Consider the following 26,332-nt stretch of genomic DNA (forward strand, 5'->3'; position numbering starts at 1 on the left):
GCAGCGGCGCAGATCGGCCGCCGTCGGGCGGCCACCCGGTTGTCGTACCAGGCCTGGCGCGTCGTTCCCGTTGCGGGGGCACGCGCCTTTTTTGCGTGCGGCCGGTCGCGAAGCCGTGCGGTGCGCGTCGGCGCACGGCCGCCACGGCCGGCGGGCCGCGCGAGTTTTGGTACGATGCACCCTTTTCAGCCGAGCTCCACCCGCGTGAATCGCCGAAACGTGTCGTCAGTGCGTGACTTCTGTGCCAGCTGGGTCGCGCGCGCCCAACCCGTCGCGGCTGCCGCCGTCGCGAGGGTCAAGCCTCTCGCCGCCGCCGCGTGGCGGCATCTCCGTCATCCGACGCGCCGCGGCGCGCTGCTCACGGCCGCCGCCGTGCCGGCGCTGTTCGGGCTGTACGTGGTCGTGCTGATCCCGTTCACGCCGGGCATCGGCGACATCCGCAAGGCGCGCGTCGACCAGCCGGCGCAGGTGCTGTCCGCCGACGGCAAGCTGCTGGCCGAATTCAAGCCGTCGAACCGCGAGTGGGTGCCGCTCAAGCAGATCTCGCCGCACATGGTCGACGCGCTGATCGCGACCGAGGATCATCGCTTCTACGAGCATCACGGCCTCGACTGGAAACGCACCGCGTCGGCCGCGCTCCATACGTTCTCGGGCAGCCGCCAGGGCGGCTCGACGATCACGCAGCAGCTCGCGCGCAACCTGTATCCGGACGAGATCGGCCGCGCGCCGACGCTCACGCGCAAGGTGAAGGAGGCGATCACCGCGCTGAAGATCGAGGCCGTCTACAGCAAGGACCAGATCCTCGAGACCTACCTGAACACGGTGCCGTTCCTGTACAACGCGTACGGCGTCGAGATGGCCGCGCGCACCTATTTCGACAAGTCGGCCGACCAGCTCGACGTGCTCGACAGCGCGACGCTCGTCGGGATGCTGAAGGGCAACAGCTACTACAACCCGGTGCTGAATCCCGAGCGCGCGCTGCAGCGGCGCAACACGGTGCTCGGCCAGATGGTGAAGTACGGCAAGCTGTCGGCGGCGCAGTTCGCGCAGTTGCAGCGCCGGCCGCTGCGCATCGATTTCGAGCGCCAGAAGGAGCCGCCGGGGCCGGCGCCGCATTTCGCGCAGCAGCTGCGCAAATGGCTGATCGCGTGGGCCGACCGCAACGACTACAACATCTACTCGGACGGGCTGATCGTGCGCACGACGATCGATTCGCGGCTGCAGCAGATGGCGACGCAGGCGCTCACGCTGCAGGGCAATCAGTTGCAGGGCATCGCGAACAACGCGTGGAGCGGCCGCGACGGCTGCGGCACCGACAACGAGGTGTTCCGCACCTTCATGCGCGAGTCGCCCGAATACAAGGCCGCGCAGGACGCCGGCAAGGACGACGCGGCCGCGATGAAGCTGCTCGCGGCCGACCGCGGCTTCATGCGCGCGCTGTGCAAGACGAAGACCGACGTGCAGGCCGGCTTCCTCGCGATCGATCCGCGCGACGGGCAGATCCGCGCATGGGTCGGCAGCCGCGACTTTACCAACGAGCCGTTCGACCACGTCGCGCAGGCACGGCGCCAGCCGGGCTCGACGTTCAAGCCGTTCGTCTATGGCGCCGCGTTCGCGGGCGGGATGAAGCCGGACGACACGTTCATCGACCAGCCGGTCGAGATCCCGCTGAAGGGCGGCGAGATCTGGCGGCCGAACGACGACGTGCCGCCTACGGGCAAACCGATGACGCTGCGCGACGCGGTCGCGCTGTCGCGCAACCGGATCACCGCGCAGGTGATGGAGAAGGTCGGGCCCACGGCGGTCGCGCGGCTCGCGCGCGACATGGGCGTGCGCGAAAGCCCGCTCGAACGCGTGCCGTCGCTCGCGCTCGGCACGAGCCCGGTCACGCTGAAGGAGATGGTCGCGTCGTACGCGACGATCGCGAACGGCGGGCTGTACGTCGAACCGCAGATGGTGACGCGCATCGAGAACCGCCAGGGCGACGTGCTCGCCGAGTACGCGCCGGCGCCGCCCGAGCGCGCGCTCGACGCCGAAACCGACAAGACGCTGCTCGACGTGATGCGCGATGTCGTGACGCGCGGCACGGGCGGCAGCATCCGCACGCGCTTCGGCGTTCGCGGCGATGTAGCCGGCAAGACGGGCACGACGCAGGACAATGCGGACGGCTGGTTCATCCTGATGCAGCCGGGCCTCGTCGCCGGCGCGTGGGTCGGATTCGACGACGGCCGCGTGACGCTGCGCAGCGATTACTGGGGGCAGGGCGCGCACAGTGCGCTGCCGATCGTCGGCGATTTCTTCCAGCGCGCGCAGCGCGCCCGGATCGTCGACACGAAGGCGAAATTCGATACCGAGCCGTCGCCCGGCTGGTTCGCGTCGCTGCGCGAGCGTGCGACGGATCTGTTCGACACGTGGTTCAGGCCCGAGCCGACGAAGGCGCCCGCGCCAGTCAGGACGCAGCGCATGGCGCCTTCATCGGAGGCCGACGAAGGCGCGGCATCGGCCGCGTCGGCGGCATCGGCGCCCGAAGCGGCGTCCGGCGGCATCGTCGAGGAATGGATACCGGCGTCCGAAGTGGCCGCATCGGCCGCCGCGTTGTCGCCAGGCGCATCGCAGCCGCAGACGGCGCAGCCGCCGGCAGTGGGCGCAAGTACGACGAGCGACGGCAGTGCGGGCATCGGTGCGGCGCCGGCCACCACGCCGGCCCAGCCGCCCGCGCCGGTCGCTCCCGATGCGACGGGCGCCTCGCAGTAACGAAGCCGTTCAGATTTCGCGCGACGCTGCCGTAATCATGGTGTCACGACAGCTCGCGCGGTCGTTCCGCGCTTCTCCGATGCGACCTCCCACCGACTACGTCGCGCTCGTGCGCGACGACCTCTCCGTTGGCGTTCCGCTCGGCTTCGATCTCTACGATGCCGACGGCGCCGCGCTGCTGCCGGCCGGCACGACGCTGAGCGATGCCGCGCAGCATGCTTTCCTGTTCGACCATTTCCGGCCCGTGCGCGTGCGCGATGACGCCGATGCCGATCCGCGTGCACCGGTGCCGCCAGCCCCGCGCATGGGGCTGTCGGCCGGTGCCGCGATCGGCATCCGCCGCCGGGTCGGCACGACACGCGCGCTGCAGCGCTTCCGGCTGATCGGTGTCGCAACGTCGGGCGCGCTGTTCGTCGAGCCGCAGCCGGCGGCCGTGTTCGACTTCGCGCGCGGCGACGACATCGAAGCGGTCGCGATCGGCCGGGCCGCGGTGTCCCGTTTCGGCGCGACGGTCGAGTCGGTGCAGGTGTCGGGCGCCGCGCCGTTCATGATCCTGTCGCCGCCCGGCTTCGTCGACCGGCTGCGTACGCGCGCGGAGCCGCGCGTGCCCGCGCGGATCGCGGCCTGCTGCACGGGTGGAGCCGACGGGGTGGAAGGCATCGGAATGGTGCACGACATCAGCCTGAGCGGGCTGTCGATCGCGGTCGACCGGACGATCGCCGCAAGCGGAGAGCCGCTGCGCGTGCTGCTGCCGTACGAGGCGGGCGACCGCGTCGAGCAGCTGGCGCTCGACGGCACGGTGCGGGCCGTGCATGCCGATCCGGCGGCGCCGGCACTGACGCTGCATCACGCGGCGTTCGGCGAGACCGGCGCCGACGACCTGGTCCGCCTCAAGGCACTGCTGTTCGACAGGCTGATGGCGTCGGCGGATATCGACCCATCGCGCTGACGCGTGGGCCGCGCGCGCCGGATGCCGTATCGCAGCATTCGGCGCATGAATGCCGATAATCGTCTGATGATTGTGGTTATTCCGGCGAAATTGTACGGTTTCCGTCAACAGTGAATTTGCGATTTAAGTATTTACCCTGATAGTCGCGCCTCCTAGACTTCTACTCATGCGCAACGACCCCGAGTCCGAAGCGCCTGACAAAACAATCCTGGAGGTAACGCATCATGAAATCGCTGATCAAGGCAGTTGCACTGGCCGCCCTGGTGGCCGCACCGGTCGTCTCGTTCGCCCAATCGAACCAGCAGCCGCTGACGCGCGCGCAAGTGCGTGCCGAGCTGGTCCAGCTCGAAAAGGCCGGCTACAACCCGAACGACTGGGTGAACTACCCGGAAAACATCCAGGCCGCACAGGCAAAGATCGCTGCCGCGCAGAACACCGGCGCGCAGGCTGACGCAACGGGCTACGGCGCGAATGCCGCTGCGACGTCGCAGTCGGGCCAACGCGTGGTCGTGCCGGCCGCCGCCGATCGTTCGTCGGTGTACTTCGGCCACTAAGCCGGCCGGCGCCAGCAACGGCGCCCGGTTTGCAGGTTCCCCCGAAACCCGTGCACGGTATCCGTGTACGGGTTTTTCGTTTCCGCATACCCGAATGAGCCGGGGCGAGCGCGGTGCGCCGGCCTGGCATTACGGCGCGGTGCCCGCATGGCGGGCACGGGTCGCGAGCACCCCTGCGACGCCACCGAGGATGGCGGCCGATGCGAGCGCGAGCCGCCAGGTCGGCTGCTCGGACAGGAACAGCACGGCGCCGCACGCGGCGATCGGCGGCACGGACAACTGGATTGCCGCGGCGCGCATGGCCGTGAGGTGCCGCAGCGCGGCATACCAGACGACGTAGCCGAGGCCCGAGGTGAGCGCACCGGAAAGCACGGCAAGCGCGACGCCGGCCGGCGTCACGCGCATGCGGGCGGCGAGCGCGACGCTCAACGCGAGCGCCAGCGGTGCGGCACGCAGGAAGTTGCCGGCGGTCGCCGCGACCGGATCGGCAGGCTTGCGGCCGCGTATCGAATAGATGCCCCATGCAATGCCGGCGACGGTCATCAGCGCCGCGCCTTGCGGCGTCGGTACCGCGAGCCCCGGCGACACGAGATACAGCAGCCCGCCGAGCGCGACGCCGAACCCGGCCCAGCCCGCCGGGGCGAACCGTTCGCCGGCGCGCCATCCCGCCGCGAACATCGTCAGTTGCACCGCGCCGAACAGGATCAGCGCGCCGGTTGCGGCACTGACGGTCAGGTACGCGAACGAGAAGCACGCGACATAGGCGAACAGCATCGCCGCCGCGGGCCAGTCCGCGGGCGGGGCGGGCCGTCGCGCACCCGCGCGGGCAACGATCGCGAGCATCAGCGCGCCCGACACGAGGCGCAGGCTGCCGAAGCTGGCCGCGTCGATCCGCCCGGCCTGCAGCGCGAGCCGGCACAGCAGCGAATTCGACGCGAATGCGAGCATCGCGACGGACGTCAGCGCGGCGACCCGCACGCCCGGCCGTACGTGCAGCGGGAATGCGGAGGCGGGCGGGCGCATCGCGGGCCTCACGCGTGGTTCGCGACGATCAGCATGGCCACGCCGAACAGCGCGGCGCCGAGCGGCGCCGTGAGCTGCCGTCCCCACGCCGCATTCTTTTCGATGGCCATCAGCGCGGCGAGCGACAGCATCCAGCCGAGACTGCCGGCGCCGACGACGAACATCAGCAGCATCAGCGCCCAGCAGCACCCGACGCAGAAGAGCCCGTGGCTTGCGCCCAGCACAAATGCGTTGCGCAACGGCGTGCGGCCGCGCCAGCGGCTGATCACAAAACTGAAAGGGGTGCGGCACCGGTCCAGGCAGTGTTCCTTCAGCCAACTGAACTGAAATGCGCCGGCGAGCGCAAACACGGCCGCGCCGATCAGCCAGCCGCGCCACGCGAGCGCCGGCACATGCGCGACGCCCGTCAGCACCAGTGCATGCAGCCCGTGCGCCACGAGGCCGAATCCGCTCCACACGACGACGTAGCCGACGCCGACGAGCGCGAGCAGGCGCGCCTGGTCGGGGCGGTTCGCGACGACGCGCGCGAACGCATCGAACAGCGCCAGCGTGGTCGGCAGCATCATCGCAAGGATCATCAGCGTCCAGGCCGCCGCGTCGAACACGGCCGGCAGCCATAGCGCGCCGCCCGGCAGCGCGCGACAAAGTGCGCTGAACGGTTCGGAGGCGGCACCGTCGCCGTGCTCGAGATAACGCCCGTACGGACTGCGCGTCCACGCCCACAACGTGACCCACGCGAATCCGACGAGGCTCGTGAGCACCAGCGGAAACAGGCGCCGATGCAGCGACGCTGCCATGGCCGTTTCCGTGCGATCGCGATTCACGCGTCGAACAGGAACGTGCTCTGCAACGCGTTGTGATTCTTCAGATCGAGGTCGATGCCGATCGCCGCATTCTTCGACCGGTAGACGGGCGCCTTGCCGACGAACACGGGGGCGCCGGGCACGGTCGAGAACACGGTGTCGGTCAGCGTCGTCTGCGCGCCGCTCGGGCCCAGGTACGGCTCGAGTTCCGCGTGATAGTCGGTGCCGATCGACAGCGTGCCGCGCGCGCCTTCGACGTCGAACCGGATCGGTGCGCGCTCGATCGACACGACCTTGCCGATCAGTTTCGCGAGTTCGGCGATCGGGCCGCCGGCCTGTCCCGTGTAGACCTTGAGCAGCGCCTGCTCCTGCTCGGCGGACGCCGTGTCGCTGACGTAGATCGCGGCCGTCCAGTTGCCTTCCAGGATATTGCCAGGCACGCGGCACACCGCGGCGATCGTGTTGCCGCCGACGTCGACGCCATCGACCGTGCCCTTGTCGACATGCCATGCGACGATGGTGTCGCACACGCCGAAATCCGGATCCTCGCCGATCCAGCACGGGCACAGTACGCGACAGTTGCAGACCTCGAGCAGACGGCCTTCCAGGTGATAGCTCATGATTTCCTCCAGAGAGCGATGGCGATTGCGCGTTGCGCAAGGCAGAGGAAACCGGCTGACGAAACGTCATGCCCGCTCGGCGGCACGAACGCGAAATGCGCTGGGAAATGCGCGGAAGCGGGACGGGATGGATGCGATAGCGCTGGCCTGAAGCGGCGTATCAATTTTTCCAGTGTAGGTGCGCGTGGATGATATGCAAGCCGACGCGCGAGCATGATGCCGGCTGACAAGCGGACGCGCGTGCGCTAGCATCGCGGACGGTGTCGCCGCGCGCCGAGGCGCGGCAGGGGCATCAGGCTCCGCACCGGCTTCCACGACTTCAACGAACAACAAGGAGCATCCATGCGTGTCTTGACCGGTCTGCTGTGCTCGCTGGCACTGGCGGCGAACGTCGCTCATGCACAGGCGAATTGTGCGGACGCAACGGATCAGGCGACGATGACGGCGTGTGCCGATCGCGCGTACAAGAAATCCGACGGGGATTTGAACCGGACCTACCAGGCCGTCACCGCGCGCCTGCGCGATGCACGGCCGCTTGCCGACAAACTGGTGAATGCGCAGCGCGCGTGGATTGCATACCGCGATGCCGAATGCGGTTTCTCCAGCGCGAACGCCGAGGGCGGCAGCGTATACCCGATGGTCGTATCGACCTGCCTCGACGATCTGACGAAAGCGCGCACGGAAACGCTGAAGGCCTATCTGTCCTGCGAGGAAGGCGATCTCGCGTGCCCGGTGCCCGCCAGGTAAAAGTCACGCACCGTTACAGTTACCGGCCGCATGCCGCGCGGCCGGTCAAGCCTGCCATCCGCTGCTACACGTCGTCCGTTACACGTCGTCCGTTTCGTCGAGCAGCTTGTGCCGCATCGCGTAACGCACCAGCGCCGCTTCGTGCGGCATCTGCATCTTTTCCAGGATTCGCGTCTTGTAGGTGCTGACCGTCTTCGCGCTCACGCACAGCGCGTGTGCGATCTCGGTCAGCGTCTGGCCGGCGGCGATCCGCCGGAACACGTCGAATTCGCGATCGGACAGCCGCTGGTGCGGCAGCGTCTCGGCCGGCTCGTTCAGGCTCTGCGCGAACTGCTCGGCCATCGCGAGGCTCACGTAGACGCCGCCCGACGCCACCTTCGTGACCGCGCCGACCAGCTCGGCGCTCGCGCTTTCCTTCGTCAGATAGCCTGACGCACCCGCGCGGAACGCGCGCACTGCGTATTGCTGCTCCGCGTGCATCGTCAGCACGAGCACGCGCAGCGCGGGCTTCTCGTCCTTGATCTGCTTGATCAGTTCGACGCCGTTGCGGCCCGGCATCGACAGGTCGAGCACGAGCACCTGCGCGGGCGTCGAACGCACGAGCGCGATCGTCGACGGGCCGTCGCAGGCTTCGCCGGCCACCTCGAATCCGCTGGCGTTCTGGAGGATGTGCCGCAGACCGTCGCGCACGAGCGTATGGTCGTCGGCGATGAGCACCTTGATCATGTGATGAGGGTTTCCTGTTGAACGGTACTGAGCGGTAACGCGACGGTAATCGAGAAACCGCGCGCGAGCGCGGTGTCGATCGTCACGGTACCACCGAGCATGTGCGCGCGCTCGCGAATGCCGATCAGGCCGAACGATTTGTCCTCGTGGACCGCGCCGCCGGGCGCCGCGCCGCGGCCGTTGTCCGCGACGCGCAGCACGCAGAAGCCGTCCTCGATGTCGAGCCGCAGCGCGACGCGCGTCGCATCCGCATGGCGCGCGACGTTCGTCAGTGCTTCCTGGACGATGCGGAACAGCGTGGTCGCGCCCGCGCTGGTGAACGTAAGGCCGCCCGTTTCGATGTGACGCTCGACATCGATCCCGTAGCGGTTCGTGAAATCGTTTGCGAGCCATTCGATCGCGGGCACGAGGCCGAGATCGTCGAGCATCACCGGCCGCAGGTCGGCCGCGATGCGCCGCACCGACGCGACCGTCGCGTCGATCAGCCGCCGCATGCCCTGCAAGTGCGACAGCATGCCTTCGTCCGGCTGCGCGCGGCCGGGTACGCGCAACTGCTGCTCGACCACCGACAGGTCCATCTTCAGCGCGGTGAGCTGCTGGCCGAGGTCGTCGTGCAGCTCGCGCGCGATGCGCGTCTTTTCTTCTTCACGCACGTTCTGCAGGTTCGCCGACAGTTCGCGCAATTCCTCGCGCGATTGCTTCAGCGCATTCTCGGCGCGCAGCCGCTCGGTAATGTCGCGCAGCATCACCGTATAGAGCTTGCCCGACGCGTCGCGAATCTGCGAGATCGACGCCTCGATCGGAAATTCCTCGCCGCTGGCGCGCAGCCCGAACAGCACGCGCTGGCGGCCCATCTGCCGCTCGGAAACGCCCGTCACGCCGAACTGGTCGACATGCCGCGCGTGCGCGGCGCGGAACCGCTCGGGGATGAAGCGCGACAGCGGCGCGCCGATCGCCTCCATCGCGGACACGCCGAACACCTGCTCGGCCATCGGATTGAAGATCACGACCGTCTGCTTCTCGTCGATCGTGATGATCGCTTCCATCGACGAACGGATAATGCCCATCATCCGCGCCTCGTTGAGGATGCCGCGGCTGCTCGCGCCGGAATCGGCCGTGGCGCCGGACCGGCCGCGCATCAGCGCATGGACGAGCGCCGCGAACGCGAACGACGCGATCAGTCCGGCGGCAAGCACGGTGCCGGCCGCGCGCTGCGCGCCGGTTGCGCTCGGGCGGCCGTCAGCGGAATAGGCGAGCGTCAGCACGGTGCCGCCGAAATTCAGCACGTCGGTGCGCCGCAGCAGGTCGGGCGAAGCCGATGCCTCGTCCGTCGTCGTTTCGACGCTGACGATCGCGCGCGGATCGCCGCCGGCGGTCATCCACAGGTCGATCCCGCGTTCCGCGTCGAGCGCGCGCTCGATCAGGCGCCGCGGGCTCAGCGCCGCGAACAGCATCCCGTCGGCGCCGGCTTCGCGCGTGCCGGACGGCGTGGCGGCCGCATGCGGCGAGGTGCTCACGGGCAGGAACAGGGTGAGGGTGCGCGCGTCGCGGGACGTGTCGTCGTCGGCCGGGTGAACGCCGAGCGCGATGTCGCCGGTCTGCAGCGCGCGCGCCAGCGGCGCCGCGTCGGACGCGCCGAAGCGCACGACGGGCGAACTCGACGGGGGCGCGCTGAGCGCCGCGGCCGCGAGCGCGCCGCCCGGCATCGGTTTCGAGCCGGCGAGGGCGCTGCGTGTCGCGGGCGGCAGCGGCACATAGCCGATCTGCCGGACCGGCGAGCGGCCGCTGTCGAGATCGAGCGTCTCCGCATACCGGCGCCATTGCTCGGGCGTCATTTCCGGGACCAGGCTGAATGCGCCGCGCGCGCCTTCGAGCACGGCGACGCCGGACTGCAGCTCGTGGCGCAGCATCGCGCTCACGTGCGTCGTGCGGCGCTCGAAGCGCGTACGGACGGCGCCTTGCCACTGCTCGCGCACCAGCAGCGCGACGCCGAGCGACAGCACCGCGCCGGCGCACAGCGCGACGATGCCAGCCGCAAGCGGCTGGCGTAACATGCTCTGGAGGCGCGTGGGCCCTCGGGAATCACGCGTTGGGGTTCCACTGGCGGTCATTCGATGGCCATTCTGTTGTCGGGGCGGCCCGCAGCACTCGGGCAGCGCGGCAAAACCGGGCAAAACTCGCACCGGCTGCGTACAGCGTCTATTTTGAAGATGAAATTGTGCGCGTTTTACACGTTTTATGTAATAGGGTCAGCTGAAAATGCGGCAAACGGCGTGGAGCAGCGGGCGCGCCGGCCGCGCTTGACGCGCGTCAACGAGCGCGTCGGCACGTGGGGCAGACTGTTCGGCAGGCAAGCCGGCACCGGGTTGGCTTGCGGTAACGGGCCGTCGTCGTACAACGCGCGACGCGTGCCCGGTCGGAGGGACGGACCATGTACAAGCGGATTTTCGTCGGGCTCGACGGCGGCCCGAGCGCGCGTCTCGCGCTGAGCGAGGCGATCAGGATCGCGGCGGCGTCCGGCGGCGAGGTCACCTGCGCGTATGTCGTCGAGCATCGGCCGCAGCTCGTCGACGTCGACGCGGGCTTCGCAGCCGAGCGCGACGGCGATGCGGCGGCCACCGCTGCCGCGACGCCGGTGCTCGACGCTGCGAAAGCGGAACTCGCTCAGCAGCACGTGCCGGGCACCGTGCGCGCGCTCGACGCGTACGGCGAGGATGTCGCCACGGTGCTGATGCGCACGGCGGCCGAAACCGACGCCGACCTGATCGTGATGGGCACGAGCGGGCGGCACGGGCTGCGCCGGCTGCTGCTCGGCAGCGTCGCGGAATCGCTGCTGCGCACGGCCGACCGGCCCGTGCTGCTGGTACGGCACAGCGAGCCGGGCACGCGGGGCGCGCCGGCGACCGCGTGACATGCGGTGCGTTGCTGACGCATGAGCGGTTGCGGGCAGGAGACTGCCGCGCGCCTTTGCCGGATGTCGGTTTGATGGAACGCGCGACGCGCAGATCGGCGCAGCGCGCGTGAGTGCGCCTGTCACGTTCGGCGCATGCGTCGTCCGGACGAGGGTGCCCCGGATGTGCGCGCATGGCCGCCGTTCCATGCCCGCGGGTTGCATCCCGACCCGCAGTTCTGGCAGCATCGACCACGTCCGTTTCCTCGCCGCGCGCATGGCTGCGGCGATCGACGCAGCGGTATCCGGCGGCACCCGGTCGCATCCGCGACGAACCGGGCCCTAGCCGGATGCCGGTTTCTCACGTTACCGACGTCATCCGCCATGCCGATTTCCGCCACCGACCTGATCCGCCAGTTCGACCTGCAGCCGCACCCCGAGGGCGGCTATTTCCGCGAAACCTACCGCGCGGCCGATTCGGTCGTGCGTCCGGCCGACGGCGCGCCGCGCGCCGCATCGACCGCGATCTACTACCTGCTGTGCGACGGCGCATATTCGTCGTGGCACCGGATCCGCTCCGACGAGGTCTGGCATTTCTACGCAGGCGATCCGCTCGAAGTGTGGGTGCTCGACGAGCGCGACGGGCTGACGATCCACCGGCTCGGCAACCCGCTCACGCATCCGGGCACCGTGTTCCAGACGGTCGTGCCGGCCGGGCGCTGGTTCGGCGCGCGCTGCGCGTCGCCGGAGCACGTCGCGCTGGTCGGCTGCACGGTTGCGCCGGGGTTCGAGTTCGCGGAATTCGAGCTGGCCGACGCAGCCGCTCTGGCTGCCGCGTTTCCCGACTACGCGGAGCACGTCGCAAGGCTCGCGCAGCGCCCGGACGCGTGATTGTCAGAGCGGTGCAACCATCGGCCCGAAGCCCGCGCCGATGGCGTGTGTTCCGCGCGATCCCGGCCAAACCCGTTTAGAATGCCCGTGATGCACAAGGTCTGCTGCGGACGTGCCGCGGCGGCCGTTGCGCAGCCGGTCCGACGGCCCCCGTCGCGCGGCCCGCATGTCTTCCAGGAGCGCCGCCGTGTGGCACTTTCCCATTGCAATTCCATCGTCGCTCGGCCCGTGGGCCGTGTTCGCGAGCGTGTTGATCACGCAGCTCGGCGTGCCGGTGCCGGCCGTGCCGATGCTGATTCTCGGCGGCACGATGGCGGCGATGGGGCAGGCGTCCTGGGCCAGCATGTTCGCGGCGGCGATCGGTGCGACGATGCTCGCCGATTCGCTGTGGTTCTTCATGGGCCGCACGCGCGGCCGGCGCCTGCTGAACGGCCTCGTGCGCTTCTCGCTGTCGCTCGACACGACGCTGCGCTTCGCGCGTAACGTATTCGAACGATACGGCGCGCCGCTGCTCGTGCTGTCCAAGTTCCTGCCGGGCCTCGGCCTCGTGTCGGCGCCGCTGCTCGGCACGACCGCGATCGGCGTCGGCGTGTTCCTGTTCTGGGATCTGGCCGGCGCGTCGCTGTGGGCCGCGTTCTGGCTAGTCGGCGGCGCGGCCATTCACGACCAGATCGTCCAGTTCGTGCTGTGGGTGCGCGCGAGCGGCGGCACGATCCTCGACGCGTTCCTCGCGATCTTCATCACGTTCCTGCTGTACCGCTGGGTGCGCCGCGTGCAGTTCCGCCGCTATCTCGCGCAGGTGCGCATCTCGCCGCCGCAGCTCGTCGAGATGATGACGTCGGACGAGCCGCCGCTGATCTTCGACGCGCGGCCGAAAGCGATTCGCGAACGCGAGCCGTACCGGATCGCCGGCGCGGTGCCGGTCGATCTCGATTCGCCGGACCTGCTCGACCCGGAAATGCTGAAACGGCCGATCGTCGTTTATTGCGTGTGCCCGAACGAGGCCACCGCGAAGCGCCTGATCGCGAAGATGCAGCGCAAGAAGATGATCCACAACATCCGGGCGCTGAAGGGCGGCCTCGATGCGTGGGAGAAGCACGGCTATCCGGTCGAGCCACTGCCGGCCGATCTCGATTCGTCGCGCTATTTCGTGCGTCCCGAACACGGTGCGCTCGAAGGCGAATATACGGTGCGCGCGACGTTGTCCAAGTAAATCGGCGGCATCGGTGCCGACGAAGTCGCAAGCGGTACGGGCAGGGCCTGCGCGATCGTTGATCGCGATCATGCGCGCGTGGGCCGGACGGCCTATGCTGAACGCATTGCTTGTCCGCGCTTCGCGCGGTCACCCGGCGATCCTCGCGACCGTGCCAGCCGTTCGGCCGCCCGGCCGCTGCACGCCGCTTCCGCGCGAAGCTCCCGTCGTCGTTCCGCGACGACGCACACGCACGGAGGCCTTCGCCATGCAGCCTGCTCAGCCTATCCCGACGCTCGCGCGAATCGCGCTGGCCGTCGATCCGACGCCCGAATCGCTGGCCGCCGCGCGCTACGCGCGCACGCTGCTGCGCCCCGGCATGCGATTGCGCATCGTCTGCACGATCGACAACCCGCGCCTCGTATTGCCCGACATCCCGCGCATCGACGCGCTGCTGACGTCGGCGCGCGAGGACATGATCCGCGAGGCGCAAGCCACCAACGCGCGGATCGCGGCGCTGTTCGACGACAGCGGCATCGAGGTCGAGCAGGTCGTCGTCGATACGTCGGTCACGGGCGGCACGGTCGCCGATGCGCTGGTGAACGACACGCTGGCGTGGCGCGCTGACGTGCTCGTGGTCGGCGCGAATCCGCATCACGGGCTGCTGCGGCTCGTCGAAGGCGCGATGTCGGACACGCTGACGACACGCGCGCGCTGCGCGCTGCTGATCGTGCCGGCCGGCTATGCACGTCCGTCGGACGGCACGCTGCAGCGGCTGATGTTCGCGGTCGACGGCAGCGAGCCGTCGCTGCACGCGGTGCGTGTCGGGCTCGGCTTCGCGGCGCCGACGACGTTGCTGTACGCGGCGTACGTGATCGATCGCGCGGTTCGTCTGACGGATTTCGTGCCGGTGCGCGCGCTCGAGGATGCTTACCGTGCGGAGGGCGAGGATGCACTCGCGAAGGTCGGTCCGCTGTTCCATGCGACCGGTAACCCGACCAAGCGCGGTATCGTCGAAACGCGTCCGACCAGCGACGATGTGGCCCATGCGCTGATGCGCGACGCCGTGCACTGGCGCGCGGAACTGCTGGTGGTCGGCTCGCACGGCCGGCGCGGCATCGCCGCCTGGCTGATCGGCAGCGTCGCGCGCCGCGTTGCTCACCTCGCGCAAGTGCCTGTCTTGCTCGTGCGTGGCGCGGAGTGACTGGCGCGGTGTCGCGCACGAAGCGGGTTTCGGTTGATCTGCGTCAGAAACGTCGTGCGCATCGCGTGAGATATTTATGGAGTATCCGCCGACGCAGCAGGTCTGTCGTGCAAATGTAATGACCGTCGCGCATGAACGCGGGCATCGATCGACGGCACGTTGGTCGCCGACCCATCCTTTTCAGGAGCCGCGCCTCGCATTGCATGGCGCATCGTCCGACCAGGGACTCTCTGGCACGAGGGTAGGCAGCCGACCGCTGCCTTGGAGGACGGGCGGGGTGCGAGTCACCCCGTCCGCTTTCCGCATTGCTGGCCCCGTCAGATTTCTTTTCCCCGCAGGAACTGTCGTGAATGCCGCCGTGTGGAACGGCACGCCATCGCACGTAATGGCGCGCAGTCGATGCGGGCCGGCGGACGCTCGCGGCATGCATGGCATCGCCGTCCATGCGCGGCACGCCGCGGGCCTCGTAGAAGTTTCTGTCGCGCCAGGCCATCGCACGGCCCCGTGCCGTGCCTGCTGCGTGCGCGCTCAGAGGGTGCGAAGCGTCGACCGCAGAGTGTGCCGGCGGCCGGCGCTGCGGCGTACATGCGGGCGTCGGCGCACGGCATGCAGCGGTGCGCACACGCCGCATGTGCGATTGCGCAGCCGGTTCGCATGCGGCCAGCCGGGGCGCGCCTTGCGGCGCGACTCCGAAACGGCCGGCGCGTCGTCCGCGGCCCGCGCGCAGAGTGCCGCGGCGAACCGTTGCAGCGCGAGTACCGACCCCGCGACGCTCTGGTACTTTTCGCGGCCGATCTGCCCGTCGAGCGTGACGAGCAGCCCGGCTTCGCGTGCGAGCGCGAGCAAGGTGTCGAGATCGTCGGACGGACGGATGCCGGCCGACCCGGCCCGGGCGGGCAGGGCGCGCGCATTGCCCGACGCGTGCCGCTGGCCGTCCCGGCCTGCAAAGTTGCGATGTGTCATGGTTGGTCTCCTGCGCCGGACCCCGCATGCCGGCTCGATGGCCGGCTGGGCGATGACCCGGTATGAACGCTTTGTTCATGCCATCAGTATCGGGCGGCGGCAACGCGCTGCCAAGCAGCGGGCGCTGAAGTCGCTGTCAGGCATTGCGCGGTGCGTATCGGAATCCGCTGACACGCGTGGCGGCCGATCGGCGGGTGCGGTGTATCTGCCGTGATCCGGCGCGTTCGTTCCGACGAATGAGCGGGGTGCCGCAGACGCCGCTTGACGCATGATTTCGGCCGGTCTAAGTTCCCCAACTGCATCGGTGTCGCGCGGCGTTCCATCGTCAGCCCGTCGACCGGTGCCGCGCCCCGGGGTGGCGTGGCAGGGCTTCCAGTTTCGTTCGCGGGCGGTTTGCGCCGCGAATCAGGCGCAGCCGGTCCGGAGACGGATCGGCACGGCGGCACGCAACGTGCCGTTGATCGCGCGCAAATATGCTCCGGCGCACCGCACGCCGCGCAGCCGTCCAGTCTCTAAACTTCCAGTACCGTCTTCTTTTCGTTCCTCGACCGTCAGGAGTTCGTCGATGTCCAAGGACAATTTGCTCGATTCACTCAAGGAAGCCGCCCAACAGCGTGCGATCGGCGCAGACCAGTTGCGCGCGATGCTCGACGACGAAGTGCGCGTGCTGTCGTCCGGCGCGCGTGTGCACGACTACATCCACGTGTTTGCGATCCGGCACCTGCGCGAACGGATGCGCCAGCAGGACGATCTCGACCGCGACACGCGGGCCGATACGCCGCCCACTGAATCCGATCCGCGCCCGAGCCATCGGCTATGACGGGCGCTCGCCGCGGCTGACGCCGCGGGCGTTACCCGATCCGTCGCCGGGCCGCGGCCCAATTCCGCTCGACCTTCACGCATGCGGCCGACGGCGAACCGGCCAACCCGAAACGCCCGGTGATTTCCGCGCACGAGGTGGTCGGCACCGTCGCCGCGTCCGGCGACCTGCGCGCGGGCACCGGTCAGGCACGGCAGTCTCCTGACGATCCGCCGACAGCCGGCGGCGCCTTTCGTCGTACATTTCCCTGAATCGTCACAACGGCCTCAAGTAAGCGGCGCGTTTGCCGTTTACACGGTGAACTGGTCCACCGCGCGTTCGCGCTCCCTTACCGAGTCGTTGCCATGTTCTCGTCCATCCGCGCCCGCATCCTTGCCGCGTGCGTCGCCATCGTCGTATTCGCGCTCGTCGCCACCACGCTGATCAACTACTTCATCGCACGCTCGTACAACGACGACGCGATCGACCGCAACCTGACCTCCGTCGCGAGCGGCCACGTGGTCGGGATCGCCGATTGGGTCGCCACCCGCAGCCGGATGATCGCGTCGCTGCAGGATGCCGCGCTGGCGCCCGATCCGCTGCCTGTGTTCAAGCAGATGGCCGCGGCCGGCGGCTTCACGAACGTCTACGCGGGTTATGCCGACAAGACGTTCCGCTTCTCCGATCCGACCGGCATCCCGCCCGACTACGATCCGACCGGCCGCCCGTGGTACAAGCAGGCCGCGCAGGCCGGCAAGCCGGTCGTCACGCCGCCTTACGTCGACGCCGGCACCGGCAACCTGGTCGTCACGTTCGCGGTGCCGATCCTGCGCGACGGTGCGCTGAAGGGCGTGGTCGCCGCGGACGTCGCAATGGACAGCGTGATCGCGAACGTGAAGTCGATCCACCCGACGCCCGCGAGCTTCGGGATGTTGATCGACAGCAGCGGCCACGTCGTCGCGCACCCGAACCCGAAGCTCACGCTGAAGCCGGTCGCCGACGTGTCGCCCGAGCTCGGCGCGACGAGCGCCGCGTCGATCGCGGCCGCGACCGCGCCCGTCGAGGTCGGTGTCGGCGGCGATGCGAAGCTGGTGCGCGCGCGGCCCGTGCCGGGCACCGACTGGTACGCGCTGGTGCTGCTCGACAAGACCGAGGCGACGGCCGGGATGCGCTCGCTGCTGACCGCGTCGCTGATCACGCTGATCGTGATCGTCGGCGTCGCATCGCTGATCATCGGCGCGATCACCGCGACCGCGTTCCGCCGCCTGTCGCTGGTGCGTCAGGCGATGGCCGCGATCGGCTCGGGCGCGGGCGACCTGACGCAGCGCCTGCCGGCCGACGGCCGCGACGAAGTCGCCGACATCGCGCGCTCGTTCAACAGCTTCATCGACAAGCTGAACGACGTGATGCGCCAGATCCGCGACGCGAGCGAATCGGTGCGCACGGCTGCGAACGAAATCGCGGCGGGCAACCAGGACCTGTCGTCGCGCACCGAATCGGCGGCGGCGAGCCTCGAGGAAACGGCCGCTTCGATGGAAGAAATCACGGCCACCGTCGGCCAGTCGGCGGCAGCCGCCGGCCAGGCCGACGAACGCGCGGCAGCCGCGTCGCGGATCGCGTCGCACGGCGGCGTGGTCGTGTCGGACGTCGTCGCGACGATGGGGAAGATCGAGGAAGCGTCGGGCCGGATCGGCGACATCATCGGCGTGATCGACGGGATCGCATTCCAGACCAACATCCTCGCGCTGAACGCGGCCGTCGAAGCGGCGCGCGCGGGCGAGCAGGGCCGCGGCTTCGCGGTCGTCGCGCAGGAAGTGCGCAGCCTCGCGCAACGCAGCGCACAGGCCGCGCGCGAAGTGAAGGTGCTGGTCGAATCGACGGTCGCGAGCGTGTCGGCCGGGTCCGGGCAGGTGCGTCAGGCCGGCGACACGATGCGCGAGATCGTGTCCAACGTGTCGAACGTGACGACGATCATTTCCGAGATCACGCACGCGGCGAACGAGCAGACGCGCGGCATCCAGGAAGTGAATCGCGCGGTCACGCAGCTCGACGAAATGGTGCAGCAGAACGCGGCGCTCGTCGAACAGTCGACGGCGGCCGCAACCGCGCTGCAGTCGCAGGCGAACGCGCTGGCGACGACGGTCGGGCAGTTCAAGGTCGCATGACGCGGCCCGCCGGATGCGCGGCCGTGCCGCTCAGGAGCGGCCACGGTCGCGCATCAGCGCGAGCCGGTTGTAGAGCGTCTTCAGGCTGATCCCGAGCGCTTTCGCCGCGCGCGGCTTGTTGCCGTCGAAATGACGCAGCGTCGCCGCGATGAAGCGCTGCTGCGCGTGATGCAGCGTCGCGCCGAGCGGCAGCGCCATTGCGCTCTCCGACGTGCGGTCGGGCGGCATCGCCTGCTTCGGCAGCGCGACGTCGATGCCGTCGTCCGCTAGGATGTACGCGCGCTCGAGCGTGTTGTGCAGCTCGCGCACGTTGCCGGGCCACGAATACGCGCGCAGCGCCGCGATCGCCGCGTCGGTCAGCCGCTTGTGCGAGCGGTGCCGCGCGTTCAGCGTATCGACGAATTCCAGCGCGATCGTCTCGATGTCGCCGTCGCGCTGGCGCAGCGGCGGCACGTATAACGCGAACGCGGCGAGGCGATAGAATAGGTCCTCGCGCAGCCGGCCGTCGCGCACGGCGTCGGCCGGATTGTGGCGGGTGGCCGACACGATCCGCACGTCGAGCGGAATCGGCTCGGTACCGCCCACCCGCACGATCGCGTTCGACTCGATTGCCCGCAGCAGCTTCACCTGCAGCGCCGCAGGCATTTCCGCGATCTCGTCGAGCAGCAGCGTGCCGCCGCGTGCGGCTTCGAAAAACCCTTCCCGCTGCGCGATCGCGCCGGTAAAGCTGCCTTTCTCGTGCCCGAACAATTGCGACTCGGCAATATCGGGCGGAATCGCGCCGCAGTTCACGGGCACGAACGGCCCATCCCGCTGCGCGCTGAGATCGTGCAGCCGGCGCGCGACGATATCCTTGCCGACCCCGCTTTCGCCGGCAATCATCACGCTGGCGCGCGTCGGCGCGATTTTCTCGATGCGGCCGAGCAGCGTGCGCATCGCGGAGGACCGGCCCGACAGCCGGCGGCCGTCTGCGCGCTGCTTCGACCGGTTTGCGGTTTCGACCATCGGCGTTAGCGGGCCGTTTTGAAAATCGGCATCACGTGTTCCGTTCATTGCAATATTTATCATCGACAGCGAAACGGCCGCGAAGGTGCCGCTGAATAGAAATTTCCAATGTGCGCGGCGTGGGCGGAAGAAATCGCCCATCGGTCTTTCCGCGAACCCGTGGAACGATCCACCGGCGCCTTTTTACAGAAACCCGATGAAAAAGCCGGTTGCGATTGCATTCCTCCCGGGCGGACCGCGACTTCGACCGGTGCCGGACCGGCTGCGGCCGAACAGACGGCCGGCATGACGCCGGTCCGACCATCCTCGGTCCGGACACCGCCCCAGGCCCGCATCGGGCATGTTGCTTGCTGATACCACCATGCTCGCTCGGCACGCTCGACGACAATGCCGGATGGCCGACAAGCGGCACGATGCCGCGCGACGGGGGCCGGCGCGATGCAAGGATGCAATGAGGACCCTGAACCGTGAGCTGTTACGGCAGGGTGCATGGATCGTGCTGGCCGTCGGGCTGGCGTCCGCGCTGCAGGCGTGGGCGATTCGCGTCGTCGGCGAGCACGCGCCATTTGCGCCGCTGCCTTTCTATGCGGCCGTTGCGGCTGCCGCGTGGCTGACGTCATTCGGCGGCGGCCTGGCCGCGACCATGACGAGCGTGGCCGTGATCGGCACGCTGTGGTGGCGCGATATGCCGCTGGCCACGTTGCTCGCGCAGGCGGGCACGTTCGTCGCGATCGGCTTCGTCGAGTGCGTGCTCGTGATGGCCGTGAAGCCATTGCTCGCGAACGATCGTCTGCGCGAAATTGATGACGACGGCAGCGGCGACGGCGACGTGCGTTCGCCGCGCCGCGAGCCGGCACCCGCCGCGCGCGCGTCTGACGACAGCCAACTGCGCCATGTGGTCGACGCGTCGCCCGATGCGATCGTCGGGGTCGATGCCGCGCGGCGGATCACGAGCTGGAATCCGGCCGCGTGGCGAATCTTCGGGATCGACGCGGCGCAGGCGACCGGGCGCGACATCGCTTCGATGATCGCGCCGCGCTGGTTGCAGCGGCATCCGTTGCCCGCATCGTTCGCGAACCTGCATGCGCCTGTCGGGCCGCTCGACGTGCTGTGCGTGCGCCGCGACGGCGGCCGCTTTCGTGCGACCTTTGCCGCGTCGCCGATCGTCGATGCGCAGGGCAACTGCACGGGCCTGTCGATGACGCTGCGCGAAGCGCGCGAACGCCGCCGCGACGAGCGGCGCGACCTGCGTTCGCTGCGCGGCGCGCGCGACGCGCGTGCGCAGGCCGACTCGGCGAACCGGCTGAAGGACGAACTGCTGGCTACGGTGTCGCACGAGCTGCGCACGCCGGTGAACGTGATCTACGGCTGGGTCGAGGTGCTGCGCAACGTCGACGGGCAGGGCTTCGCGCAACAGGCGATCGACGCGATCGATCGCAGCGCGCGATCGCTGTCGCACATGGTCGGCGATCTGCTCGACGCATCGTCGCTCGCGACGGGCCGGCTGCGCCTCGAACACGTGCCGGTCGATCTCGTGCGGGTCGTGCGCGACGCCACGCGCGAACTGGACGCGACGGCACGGGCGAACGGGCTCGTGCTGTCGACCGAGTACACGATGCCGACCTGCGTGATTCAGGCGGATGGCGAGCGCGTGCGCCAGATCCTGTCGAACCTGCTGTCGAACGCGATCAAGTTCACGCCGCCGGGCGGCCACATCACCGTATCGCTGACGCGAGCGGGCGAGCGCGTGCGGCTGTCGGTCGCCGATACCGGGCAAGGCATTGCGGCGGAATACCTGCCGCACCTGTTCGAAACGTTCAACCGGCCCGAAGGCGCGTCCGCTTCGCCGAAACGCGGCCTCGGGCTCGGCCTGTCGATCGTGCGCGACATCGCGCAACTGCACGGCGGCGACGTCGTGGCAACGAGTGCGGGCGCCGGACAAGGGACGACCGTGACGGTCACGCTGCCGGCCGGCTGGGACGCAGACGATCCGGCCGCACAACCGGTGCGCACGACGGGCCGGCCGGCCGCGGCCGCACTAGGCGGCCGGCGTGTGCTCGTCGTCGACGACGACGCGACGTCGCGCGCCAGCCTTGCCGCGGCACTCGAAACGATGGGCGCGCAGGTATCGACCGCGCAGTCGGGGCACGATGCGCTCGACGCAGTGGAACGGCATCCGCCGAGCGTCGTGTTGTCGGATCTCGCGATGCCCGACGGCGACGGCTTCTGGCTGCTCGATCACATCCGGCATTTGCCGGGCGGCGGCGGACACTTGCCGGTCGTCGCGGTGACCGCGCACGCCGGCAAGGCCGACCGCCACCGCGTGCTGGCCGCCGGCTTCGACGCGTATCTGTGCAAGCCGGTCGACATGTCGACGCTGGCGGGCGTGATCGTCGACGTCGCGCCGGACGATTCGCACGACGGGAAAGTGCGCGACCGGTAGCAGCGGACACAGCGGGCGCGTGGAGTGGAGCAACGGCGCATGGACCGGTTTCCTTATGTCGGCCGAGCGTCCCGTGTGACGGAAAACCGCGCGGCCGGCCCGCTCCGTCTCGCATACGGAGGTCCCCGGATGAAAACGAATCGGATGAACCGGGACGAACGCCGGACGGCGGTAGGCGCACTGGCCGCCGTCTGCACACTGGCGTTCGCGCTCTCGCACGCGCAGGCGCCGCCTGCTTCGTCGGTGCAGGTCGCGCCGGGTGTCGTCAGCCCCGGCCCGACCGCCGACGAGGCCGCCATGACGCAGCGGCCGACCGGCATCGATGCCGAATTCGTCGACAAGGCCGCGATGCTCTGCAAGGTCGAACGACAGGCCAGCCAGCTCGCGCTCGACCGCTCGTCGAACCCGGACGTGAAGGCGTTCGCGCGCCGGATGCTCGACGATCTCACGCGCATCGCCGGCGAATTGCGGCAGCTTGGCGCGCAAAAGGGCGTACCGGTCCAGACGCGGATGCTTGTCGATCCGGCGGTGACGGCATTGCGAACCAAGGACGGCCACGCGTTCGACATGGCCTATGTCGCGCTGGCGGGCCCGCGCACGCACGAGGCGGCGATCCGGCTCTACGAAGCCGAGGCGCGCAACGGCCGCGACCCGCAGCTTCGCGCATTCGCGGCCCGCGCGCTGCCGATGCTGAACGCGCATCTGGCCGCCGCGCGGAAGCTCGCGCAGACGGTGGCGGCCGCACACTGAATCGCGTGGCAGCCGGCCGATTTCAACGCTTGCGCCGGCCCTCGTCTTCGGGGCCGCCCGGCGACGCCTCGTACGGCGGCGAGTCGAGCGCCGTTTCGCCTTCCTCGATCAGCCAGTACGGCGCACTGCCGTAGTACGCGTGCAGCGCCTCGGCCCAGGCCGGATCGGCCATGGCCGGCCAGCGGTTCCTGTCGAAGCCGGGTGCTTCGCGCACCTGTTCGGCAGCAACCGGCAGCACGAAGCATTTGCGCTCGACGTCGAGTATCAGCGCGTTCCACGGCACCGCGAGCAGCTTGTCGCCGCTTCCGCTCCCGCCGCGCGACGCGACGACGGCATATGCGATCCGGCCGGAACGCACGTCGAGCATGATGTCGGTGATCTTGCCGATGTCGTCGCCGTCCACCGTCAGCACGCGATCGCCTTCGAGCGTGCGGGCGGCCATCACGTCGGGCCCCGGCCCGCCCGCGTGCGTGCGGCGGCCGGCGCCGACAATGCGCGCGGCGTCGCGCGACGGTTTGTCCGTTGTCATCGAAAACCTCCTGGTCGAAACGGCAACGCGGCGCACGCGCGAAACGCGTGCGTGTGCGTGCGTGTGCGCGTCGCACCCGGGCAGCGGGCCGTCGTGCGGAACGAGGGAGCGTGTGTGTCAGCGTCGACGCGGCAGCGACACGTCCTCGAGCGTATTGGCGAGCTCGTCGCGCTCAGGGCCGCCCGCGCGCGTCGCGATGTCGCCGAGCGACACGATGCCGACGAGCCGCAGGCTGCGGTCGAGCACCGGCAGCCGATGCAACTGCACGTCGGCCATCCGCTGCTGGACGTCGCCGACGCCGTCGTCCTCGACGCACCACTGCACGGGTGCGGATGCGACCGCCAGCACGGGCGTATCGGACGAATGGCCGTGCGACAGCGCCCGCACCGCGAGGTCGCGGTCGGTCACGATCGCGACGAGTTCGGTGCCGTCGCAAACGGGCAGTACGCCGATATCGAAGCGCTGCATCAGTTCGGCCGCATGGCGAATCGTATCGGTCGGCGCGACGCATACCACGTCGCGCGACATGATCTCGTTGACGCGATACATGAAGCCTCCTTCGTGAGCGAATCGATTCGGGAGCAGATACCGTGCCGCGCGCGTTCCGCGCCCGCCGGCCCTGGTCGGCCGGACGACGGAGAAATTTGCCAGCCCGCTTGTACATCTTCCACGGCGGCTGTCGCGAACGGGCGGCAAGCGATGTCAGTGGCCGATGCCGGTCATCGCGACGATCGCGAGCACCACGGCGCTTTCGATCGCCGCCAGCGTCGCGACGCCGGCGGCGCCGCTGATTTCATGCCATCGGCGTTCAAGGATTTTCATCAGATCGCTCCGGATTTCGCCGGCCCGCCGATGCGCCGCAGCGCATCGCGAGCCGGGTGCCGCCGTCAGCCGTGATCGCGGGGCGGGGAAGGGACGTGCGGCGCACGACGTTCGTGCTTGCCGGACGGCTTGGCGGGGTCGATACGCGTCGCACCGCCGACGGCGGGCGGATCGCTGGCCGGGAACGTCTCCTCGAGCCCTTCGTCGATGCGCTCCTCCGTCTTCTTGTCTTCCGACGGCGGGCGGGACGTGGCGAGCCTGAGCAGGCCGGCAGCCGGTGACACGGCGTCGCGGCGGCCGGGGGCGTGAACGTTCATGGTCGAACCTCCTTGTTCGTTGATGCAGGCGCAAGCGCCGTGCCCGCGCGGCATCGGCGGCACGACGCTTGCACGCCGGCGGAAGCCGGCCGTGCGACGGGCATGACCCGCGCGCCGTCGGCGTGGACGAGAGGACATCGTGATGAATGCAACCAAGGAAAGGATACGTTACGACGCGAACGTATGCGGCGGCGATTTCCGCCACGTACGCGAGCGGTTCGCCGCGTGGAAGCGCGAATCGCGGGTCTATCGGCCCGAACGGCGCATGTTCGACGGCAAGGACGAGGTGCGCGAGCTGAGCGACATCGTCTACGACGGTCCCGAACGCGCGCAGCGGGCGCTCGTCGCGCAATGCTCGCCGTCCGATCCGTTCGCGCTCGCGGTGCGGCTGATCGCGGAAGGGCGCACGATGTGGCTGGTGATGGCGGCCTACGACGACTGACCGCACGGCAGCGTCCGTCCGGATCGGGCAACGGGCACGCCGCTTGCGCACGGCCGCAGCGCCATCGAGATGCGCGCCGTCGCGCAGGAGTGACATGAAGACGCCATTCACGCTGCACCGCCCCGAACCGACACCCGACGTCGACCCCGATCCGACGCAGCCCGGGCGCGACGATCCCGTCGATCCGCCCGTGCCCGACGGGCTGCCGCACGGCGATCCGCCGTCGCACCCGCCGCCGATGCGGATGCCGGGCGGGCACGGTGCGCCGCAACCGGCCGCACGACCACTGAAAGGAGGACCATCATGGACATTCACGTGCAATCGCCAGACAAGCGCGCGATCGCTCAGGTGCTGGGCCGCTATTTCGAATCGCGCTCGTTGCGTTATCACATCGAGGAGTTGCCCGGCGGCGTGCTGCATATCGGCTTTCGCGCCAGCGGCCGCCCGGTCGCCGTCACCGTATCGTTCGACGATGCTGCATACGATACCTATACGCACTGGGATGCCAGCCAGAAACAGCTCGCGCTCGGGCGGCTCGCGGACGGCTTCTCGAGGATGATGTCGACGCGCAGCCCGGCCGCGCTGGCCGGCGACTATCACGTCGAGCGTTTCTGATCCGGCAACGCTTCCCCCATCCATTCCGGAAGGCAAAGTGCCCGCGTGCAGCGGGCGCTTTGCGTCTGCGCGCGCGTCGCGTAGGATGTCCGTTAATTCAGCGCACGCTACGTTCGCGCCGCCGGCTGCCCTGCCAGCCGCTGCAGCCGAAGAGGCTGCGATGCGCTTTCCCTAAGGTTCGTTTCGCGCAACCGACGGAGACCGCCTTGATGACTGTTGCCCGCCCGTTACTGTCACCCGGCGCACGCCGGTTCGTATCCGGCTTGTCGGCATGCGCGGCGCTCGCCGCGGCCGGCGCCCGCGACGCGTCGGCCCAGACACCTTCGCCGCTCGGCGAGTGGCAATACTCGGCAGGCGTGCCGCTCGAGAAACTGTTCGATCCGACCGTCTCCACCTGGCAGGTCAGCGTCGGCGCCGCGATGACGCTGCAGCCGCGCTATGCAGGCTCCGACCGCTATCGCGTGATGGGTGGCCCGAATCTCGACATCCGCTATCGCGACCTGTTCTTCCTGTCGACGGGCGAGGGCCTGGGCGCGAACGTGCTGCGCGGGCCGAACTGGCGCGTGAGCCTGTCGGTCGGTTATGACCTCGGGCGCCGCTCGGCCGACGATCTCGGCCACCTGAACGGCCTCGACAACATCAACGCGGCGCCGGTGATGAAGCTGTCGGCCGATTACGTGATCTCGAAGGAATTCCCGCTCGTGCTGCGCGCGGATGTCCGCCGCAGCATCGGCGGCTCGAACGGCTGGACCGGCGATTTCTCCGCGTACATGCCGATGCCGGGCAGCAACGAAAACTTCTTCTGGTTCGCGGGGCCGACCGTCTCGTTCGCCGACTCGCGCTACATGAACAGCTGGTTCGGCGTGAGCCAGGGCGCCGCCGCGCGCTCGGGGCTGCCGGCTTATTCGTCGGGCGCGGGGATCAAGTCGGCTGGCCTGGGCGTGACGATGGTCTGGTTCGTGAACAAGCACTGGTTCGTGACGATGGACGGCGCGATCGAGCAGCTCGTCGGCCGCGCGGCGCGCAGCCCGATCACGCAGCAGTCGACCAACGGCGTGTTCGACATGTCGGTGAATTACCAGTTCTGATCCCTGCGTCCTGGCCGGGCGGTGGCGTGCGGCAATTCCCG

At 69.3% G+C, this 26,332-nt stretch carries 26 protein-coding genes; 15 read left to right on the forward strand and 11 right to left on the reverse strand.

Annotated elements, in window-relative coordinates:
* The first annotated feature begins 174 nt into the window (after positions 1-174).
* From KVT39_RS01125 to KVT39_RS01135, 3 genes are all read left to right on the forward strand, one after another.
* Positions 175-2,754 carry a transglycosylase domain-containing protein gene (locus tag KVT39_RS01125; RefSeq protein ID WP_217587090.1) on the forward strand — a complete coding sequence of 860 codons (2,580 nt, stop codon included), beginning with the start codon at positions 175-177 and terminating at the stop codon, positions 2,752-2,754.
* Between the two features lie 79 nt (positions 2,755-2,833).
* Complete coding sequence (locus tag KVT39_RS01130; RefSeq protein ID WP_175748429.1) at positions 2,834-3,703, forward strand: PilZ domain-containing protein; 870 nt, start codon at positions 2,834-2,836, stop codon at positions 3,701-3,703.
* A 224-nt stretch (positions 3,704-3,927) separates the two neighbouring features.
* A complete protein-coding gene (locus KVT39_RS01135) occupies positions 3,928-4,257 on the forward strand; it encodes a DUF4148 domain-containing protein (RefSeq protein WP_034179562.1) in 330 nt (109 codons plus the stop codon).
* Between the two features lie 129 nt (positions 4,258-4,386).
* Here KVT39_RS01135 and KVT39_RS01140 read toward each other — a convergent pair whose 3' ends face one another.
* Genes KVT39_RS01140 through KVT39_RS01150 form a run of 3 tightly spaced genes read right to left on the reverse strand, consistent with a single transcriptional unit; the run spans position 4,387 to position 6,703 of the window.
* The gene (locus tag KVT39_RS01140) at positions 4,387-5,280 is read right to left on the reverse strand and encodes a DMT family transporter (protein ID WP_217587096.1); all 894 of its coding nucleotides are present in this window, start codon (positions 5,278-5,280) and stop codon (positions 4,387-4,389) included.
* An 8-nt stretch (positions 5,281-5,288) separates the two neighbouring features.
* Positions 5,289-6,077 (reverse strand): DUF2182 domain-containing protein, encoded by a 789-nt coding sequence (locus KVT39_RS01145; protein ID WP_175748427.1) that lies wholly within the window; start codon positions 6,075-6,077, stop codon positions 5,289-5,291.
* A gap of 23 nt (positions 6,078-6,100) precedes the next feature.
* On the reverse strand, positions 6,101-6,703 hold the full coding sequence (locus tag KVT39_RS01150) for a DUF1326 domain-containing protein (protein WP_175748425.1): 603 nt from the start codon (positions 6,701-6,703) through the stop codon (positions 6,101-6,103).
* Positions 6,704-7,045: 342 nt separating this feature from the next.
* Here KVT39_RS01150 and KVT39_RS01155 point away from each other — a divergent pair, with 342 nt between their 5' ends.
* Positions 7,046-7,450: a lysozyme inhibitor LprI family protein gene (locus KVT39_RS01155; RefSeq protein WP_034179560.1), complete on the forward strand. Its 405-nt coding sequence runs from the start codon at positions 7,046-7,048 to the stop codon at positions 7,448-7,450.
* A gap of 78 nt (positions 7,451-7,528) precedes the next feature.
* Here KVT39_RS01155 and KVT39_RS01160 read toward each other — a convergent pair whose 3' ends face one another.
* Together KVT39_RS01160 and KVT39_RS01165 are read right to left on the reverse strand one after the other, a co-directional pair.
* Positions 7,529-8,176, reverse strand: a complete 648-nt coding sequence (locus KVT39_RS01160) for a response regulator transcription factor (protein WP_034179559.1) — start codon at positions 8,174-8,176, stop codon at positions 7,529-7,531.
* On the reverse strand, positions 8,173-10,287 hold the full coding sequence (locus tag KVT39_RS01165) for a PAS domain S-box protein (RefSeq protein ID WP_217587098.1): 2,115 nt from the start codon (positions 10,285-10,287) through the stop codon (positions 8,173-8,175). The genes KVT39_RS01160 and KVT39_RS01165 overlap by 4 nt, the downstream gene beginning before the upstream one ends.
* Before the next feature lie 320 nt (positions 10,288-10,607).
* Here KVT39_RS01165 and KVT39_RS01170 point away from each other — a divergent pair, with 320 nt between their 5' ends.
* The 4 genes from KVT39_RS01170 (at position 10,608) to KVT39_RS01185 (ending at position 14,353) form a co-directional block, all read left to right on the forward strand.
* Positions 10,608-11,087 (forward strand): universal stress protein, encoded by a 480-nt coding sequence (locus KVT39_RS01170; RefSeq protein WP_034179557.1) that lies wholly within the window; start codon positions 10,608-10,610, stop codon positions 11,085-11,087.
* A gap of 363 nt (positions 11,088-11,450) precedes the next feature.
* A complete protein-coding gene (locus tag KVT39_RS01175; RefSeq protein ID WP_072436775.1) occupies positions 11,451-11,957 on the forward strand; it encodes a cupin domain-containing protein in 507 nt (168 codons plus the stop codon).
* Between the two features lie 187 nt (positions 11,958-12,144).
* A complete protein-coding gene (locus tag KVT39_RS01180) occupies positions 12,145-13,170 on the forward strand; it encodes a DedA family protein/thiosulfate sulfurtransferase GlpE (RefSeq protein WP_034179555.1) in 1,026 nt (341 codons plus the stop codon).
* A gap of 247 nt (positions 13,171-13,417) precedes the next feature.
* Positions 13,418-14,353 (forward strand): universal stress protein, encoded by a 936-nt coding sequence (locus KVT39_RS01185; RefSeq protein ID WP_034179554.1) that lies wholly within the window; start codon positions 13,418-13,420, stop codon positions 14,351-14,353.
* Positions 14,354-14,881: 528 nt separating this feature from the next.
* On the opposite strand, the gene KVT39_RS01190 is transcribed toward KVT39_RS01185, so the two are convergent.
* Positions 14,882-15,316, reverse strand: a complete 435-nt coding sequence (locus tag KVT39_RS01190; RefSeq protein ID WP_105389990.1) for a hypothetical protein — start codon at positions 15,314-15,316, stop codon at positions 14,882-14,884.
* Positions 15,317-15,721: 405 nt separating this feature from the next.
* A complete protein-coding gene (locus tag KVT39_RS01195) occupies positions 15,722-15,889 on the reverse strand; it encodes a hypothetical protein (RefSeq protein ID WP_217587100.1) in 168 nt (55 codons plus the stop codon).
* On the opposite strand from KVT39_RS01195, the gene KVT39_RS01200 reads away from it, so the two are divergent.
* Together KVT39_RS01200 and KVT39_RS01205 are read left to right on the forward strand one after the other, a co-directional pair.
* Positions 15,882-16,136 (forward strand): DUF3562 domain-containing protein, encoded by a 255-nt coding sequence (locus tag KVT39_RS01200; RefSeq protein ID WP_034179552.1) that lies wholly within the window; start codon positions 15,882-15,884, stop codon positions 16,134-16,136. The genes KVT39_RS01195 and KVT39_RS01200 overlap by 8 nt on opposite strands.
* Positions 16,137-16,480: 344 nt before the next feature.
* Positions 16,481-18,280 carry a methyl-accepting chemotaxis protein gene (locus KVT39_RS01205; protein ID WP_131948395.1) on the forward strand — a complete coding sequence of 600 codons (1,800 nt, stop codon included), beginning with the start codon at positions 16,481-16,483 and terminating at the stop codon, positions 18,278-18,280.
* Positions 18,281-18,310: 30 nt separating this feature from the next.
* Here KVT39_RS01205 and KVT39_RS01210 read toward each other — a convergent pair whose 3' ends face one another.
* Entirely contained in the window at positions 18,311-19,348 is a 1,038-nt protein-coding gene (locus KVT39_RS01210; RefSeq protein WP_105390016.1) for a sigma-54-dependent Fis family transcriptional regulator, read from the reverse strand.
* 388 nt (positions 19,349-19,736) lie between these two features.
* Between KVT39_RS01210 and KVT39_RS01215 the strand changes: the two genes are divergently transcribed.
* Positions 19,737-21,728, forward strand: coding sequence for an ATP-binding protein (locus KVT39_RS01215; RefSeq protein ID WP_217587109.1), 1,992 nt, complete (start codon positions 19,737-19,739; stop codon positions 21,726-21,728).
* A 129-nt stretch (positions 21,729-21,857) separates the two neighbouring features.
* Positions 21,858-22,478 carry a DUF4142 domain-containing protein gene (locus KVT39_RS01220; protein WP_217587111.1) on the forward strand — a complete coding sequence of 207 codons (621 nt, stop codon included), beginning with the start codon at positions 21,858-21,860 and terminating at the stop codon, positions 22,476-22,478.
* A gap of 22 nt (positions 22,479-22,500) precedes the next feature.
* Here the strand turns inward: KVT39_RS01220 and KVT39_RS01225 are convergent, their stop codons facing one another.
* From KVT39_RS01225 to KVT39_RS01235, 3 genes are all read right to left on the reverse strand, one after another.
* Positions 22,501-23,007, reverse strand: coding sequence for a PRC-barrel domain-containing protein (locus KVT39_RS01225; RefSeq protein WP_034179548.1), 507 nt, complete (start codon positions 23,005-23,007; stop codon positions 22,501-22,503).
* Between the two features lie 117 nt (positions 23,008-23,124).
* Positions 23,125-23,556 (reverse strand): CBS domain-containing protein, encoded by a 432-nt coding sequence (locus tag KVT39_RS01230; protein WP_034179547.1) that lies wholly within the window; start codon positions 23,554-23,556, stop codon positions 23,125-23,127.
* 338 nt (positions 23,557-23,894) lie between these two features.
* Positions 23,895-24,146: a hypothetical protein gene (locus tag KVT39_RS01235; RefSeq protein ID WP_034179546.1), complete on the reverse strand. Its 252-nt coding sequence runs from the start codon at positions 24,144-24,146 to the stop codon at positions 23,895-23,897.
* A gap of 142 nt (positions 24,147-24,288) precedes the next feature.
* On the opposite strand from KVT39_RS01235, the gene KVT39_RS01240 reads away from it, so the two are divergent.
* The 3 genes from KVT39_RS01240 (at position 24,289) to KVT39_RS01250 (ending at position 26,291) form a co-directional block, all read left to right on the forward strand.
* Positions 24,289-24,588: a hypothetical protein gene (locus KVT39_RS01240; RefSeq protein WP_175748418.1), complete on the forward strand. Its 300-nt coding sequence runs from the start codon at positions 24,289-24,291 to the stop codon at positions 24,586-24,588.
* 303 nt (positions 24,589-24,891) lie between these two features.
* Entirely contained in the window at positions 24,892-25,203 is a 312-nt protein-coding gene (locus KVT39_RS01245; RefSeq protein ID WP_034179544.1) for a hypothetical protein, read from the forward strand.
* A 209-nt stretch (positions 25,204-25,412) separates the two neighbouring features.
* A complete protein-coding gene (locus tag KVT39_RS01250) occupies positions 25,413-26,291 on the forward strand; it encodes a MipA/OmpV family protein (RefSeq protein WP_034179543.1) in 879 nt (292 codons plus the stop codon).
* Positions 26,292-26,332: the final 41 nt, after the last annotated feature.

The organism is Burkholderia sp. GbtcB21, from assembly GCF_019091065.1.
Classification (GTDB): Bacteria; Pseudomonadota; Gammaproteobacteria; order Burkholderiales; family Burkholderiaceae; genus Burkholderia; species Burkholderia pyrrocinia_C.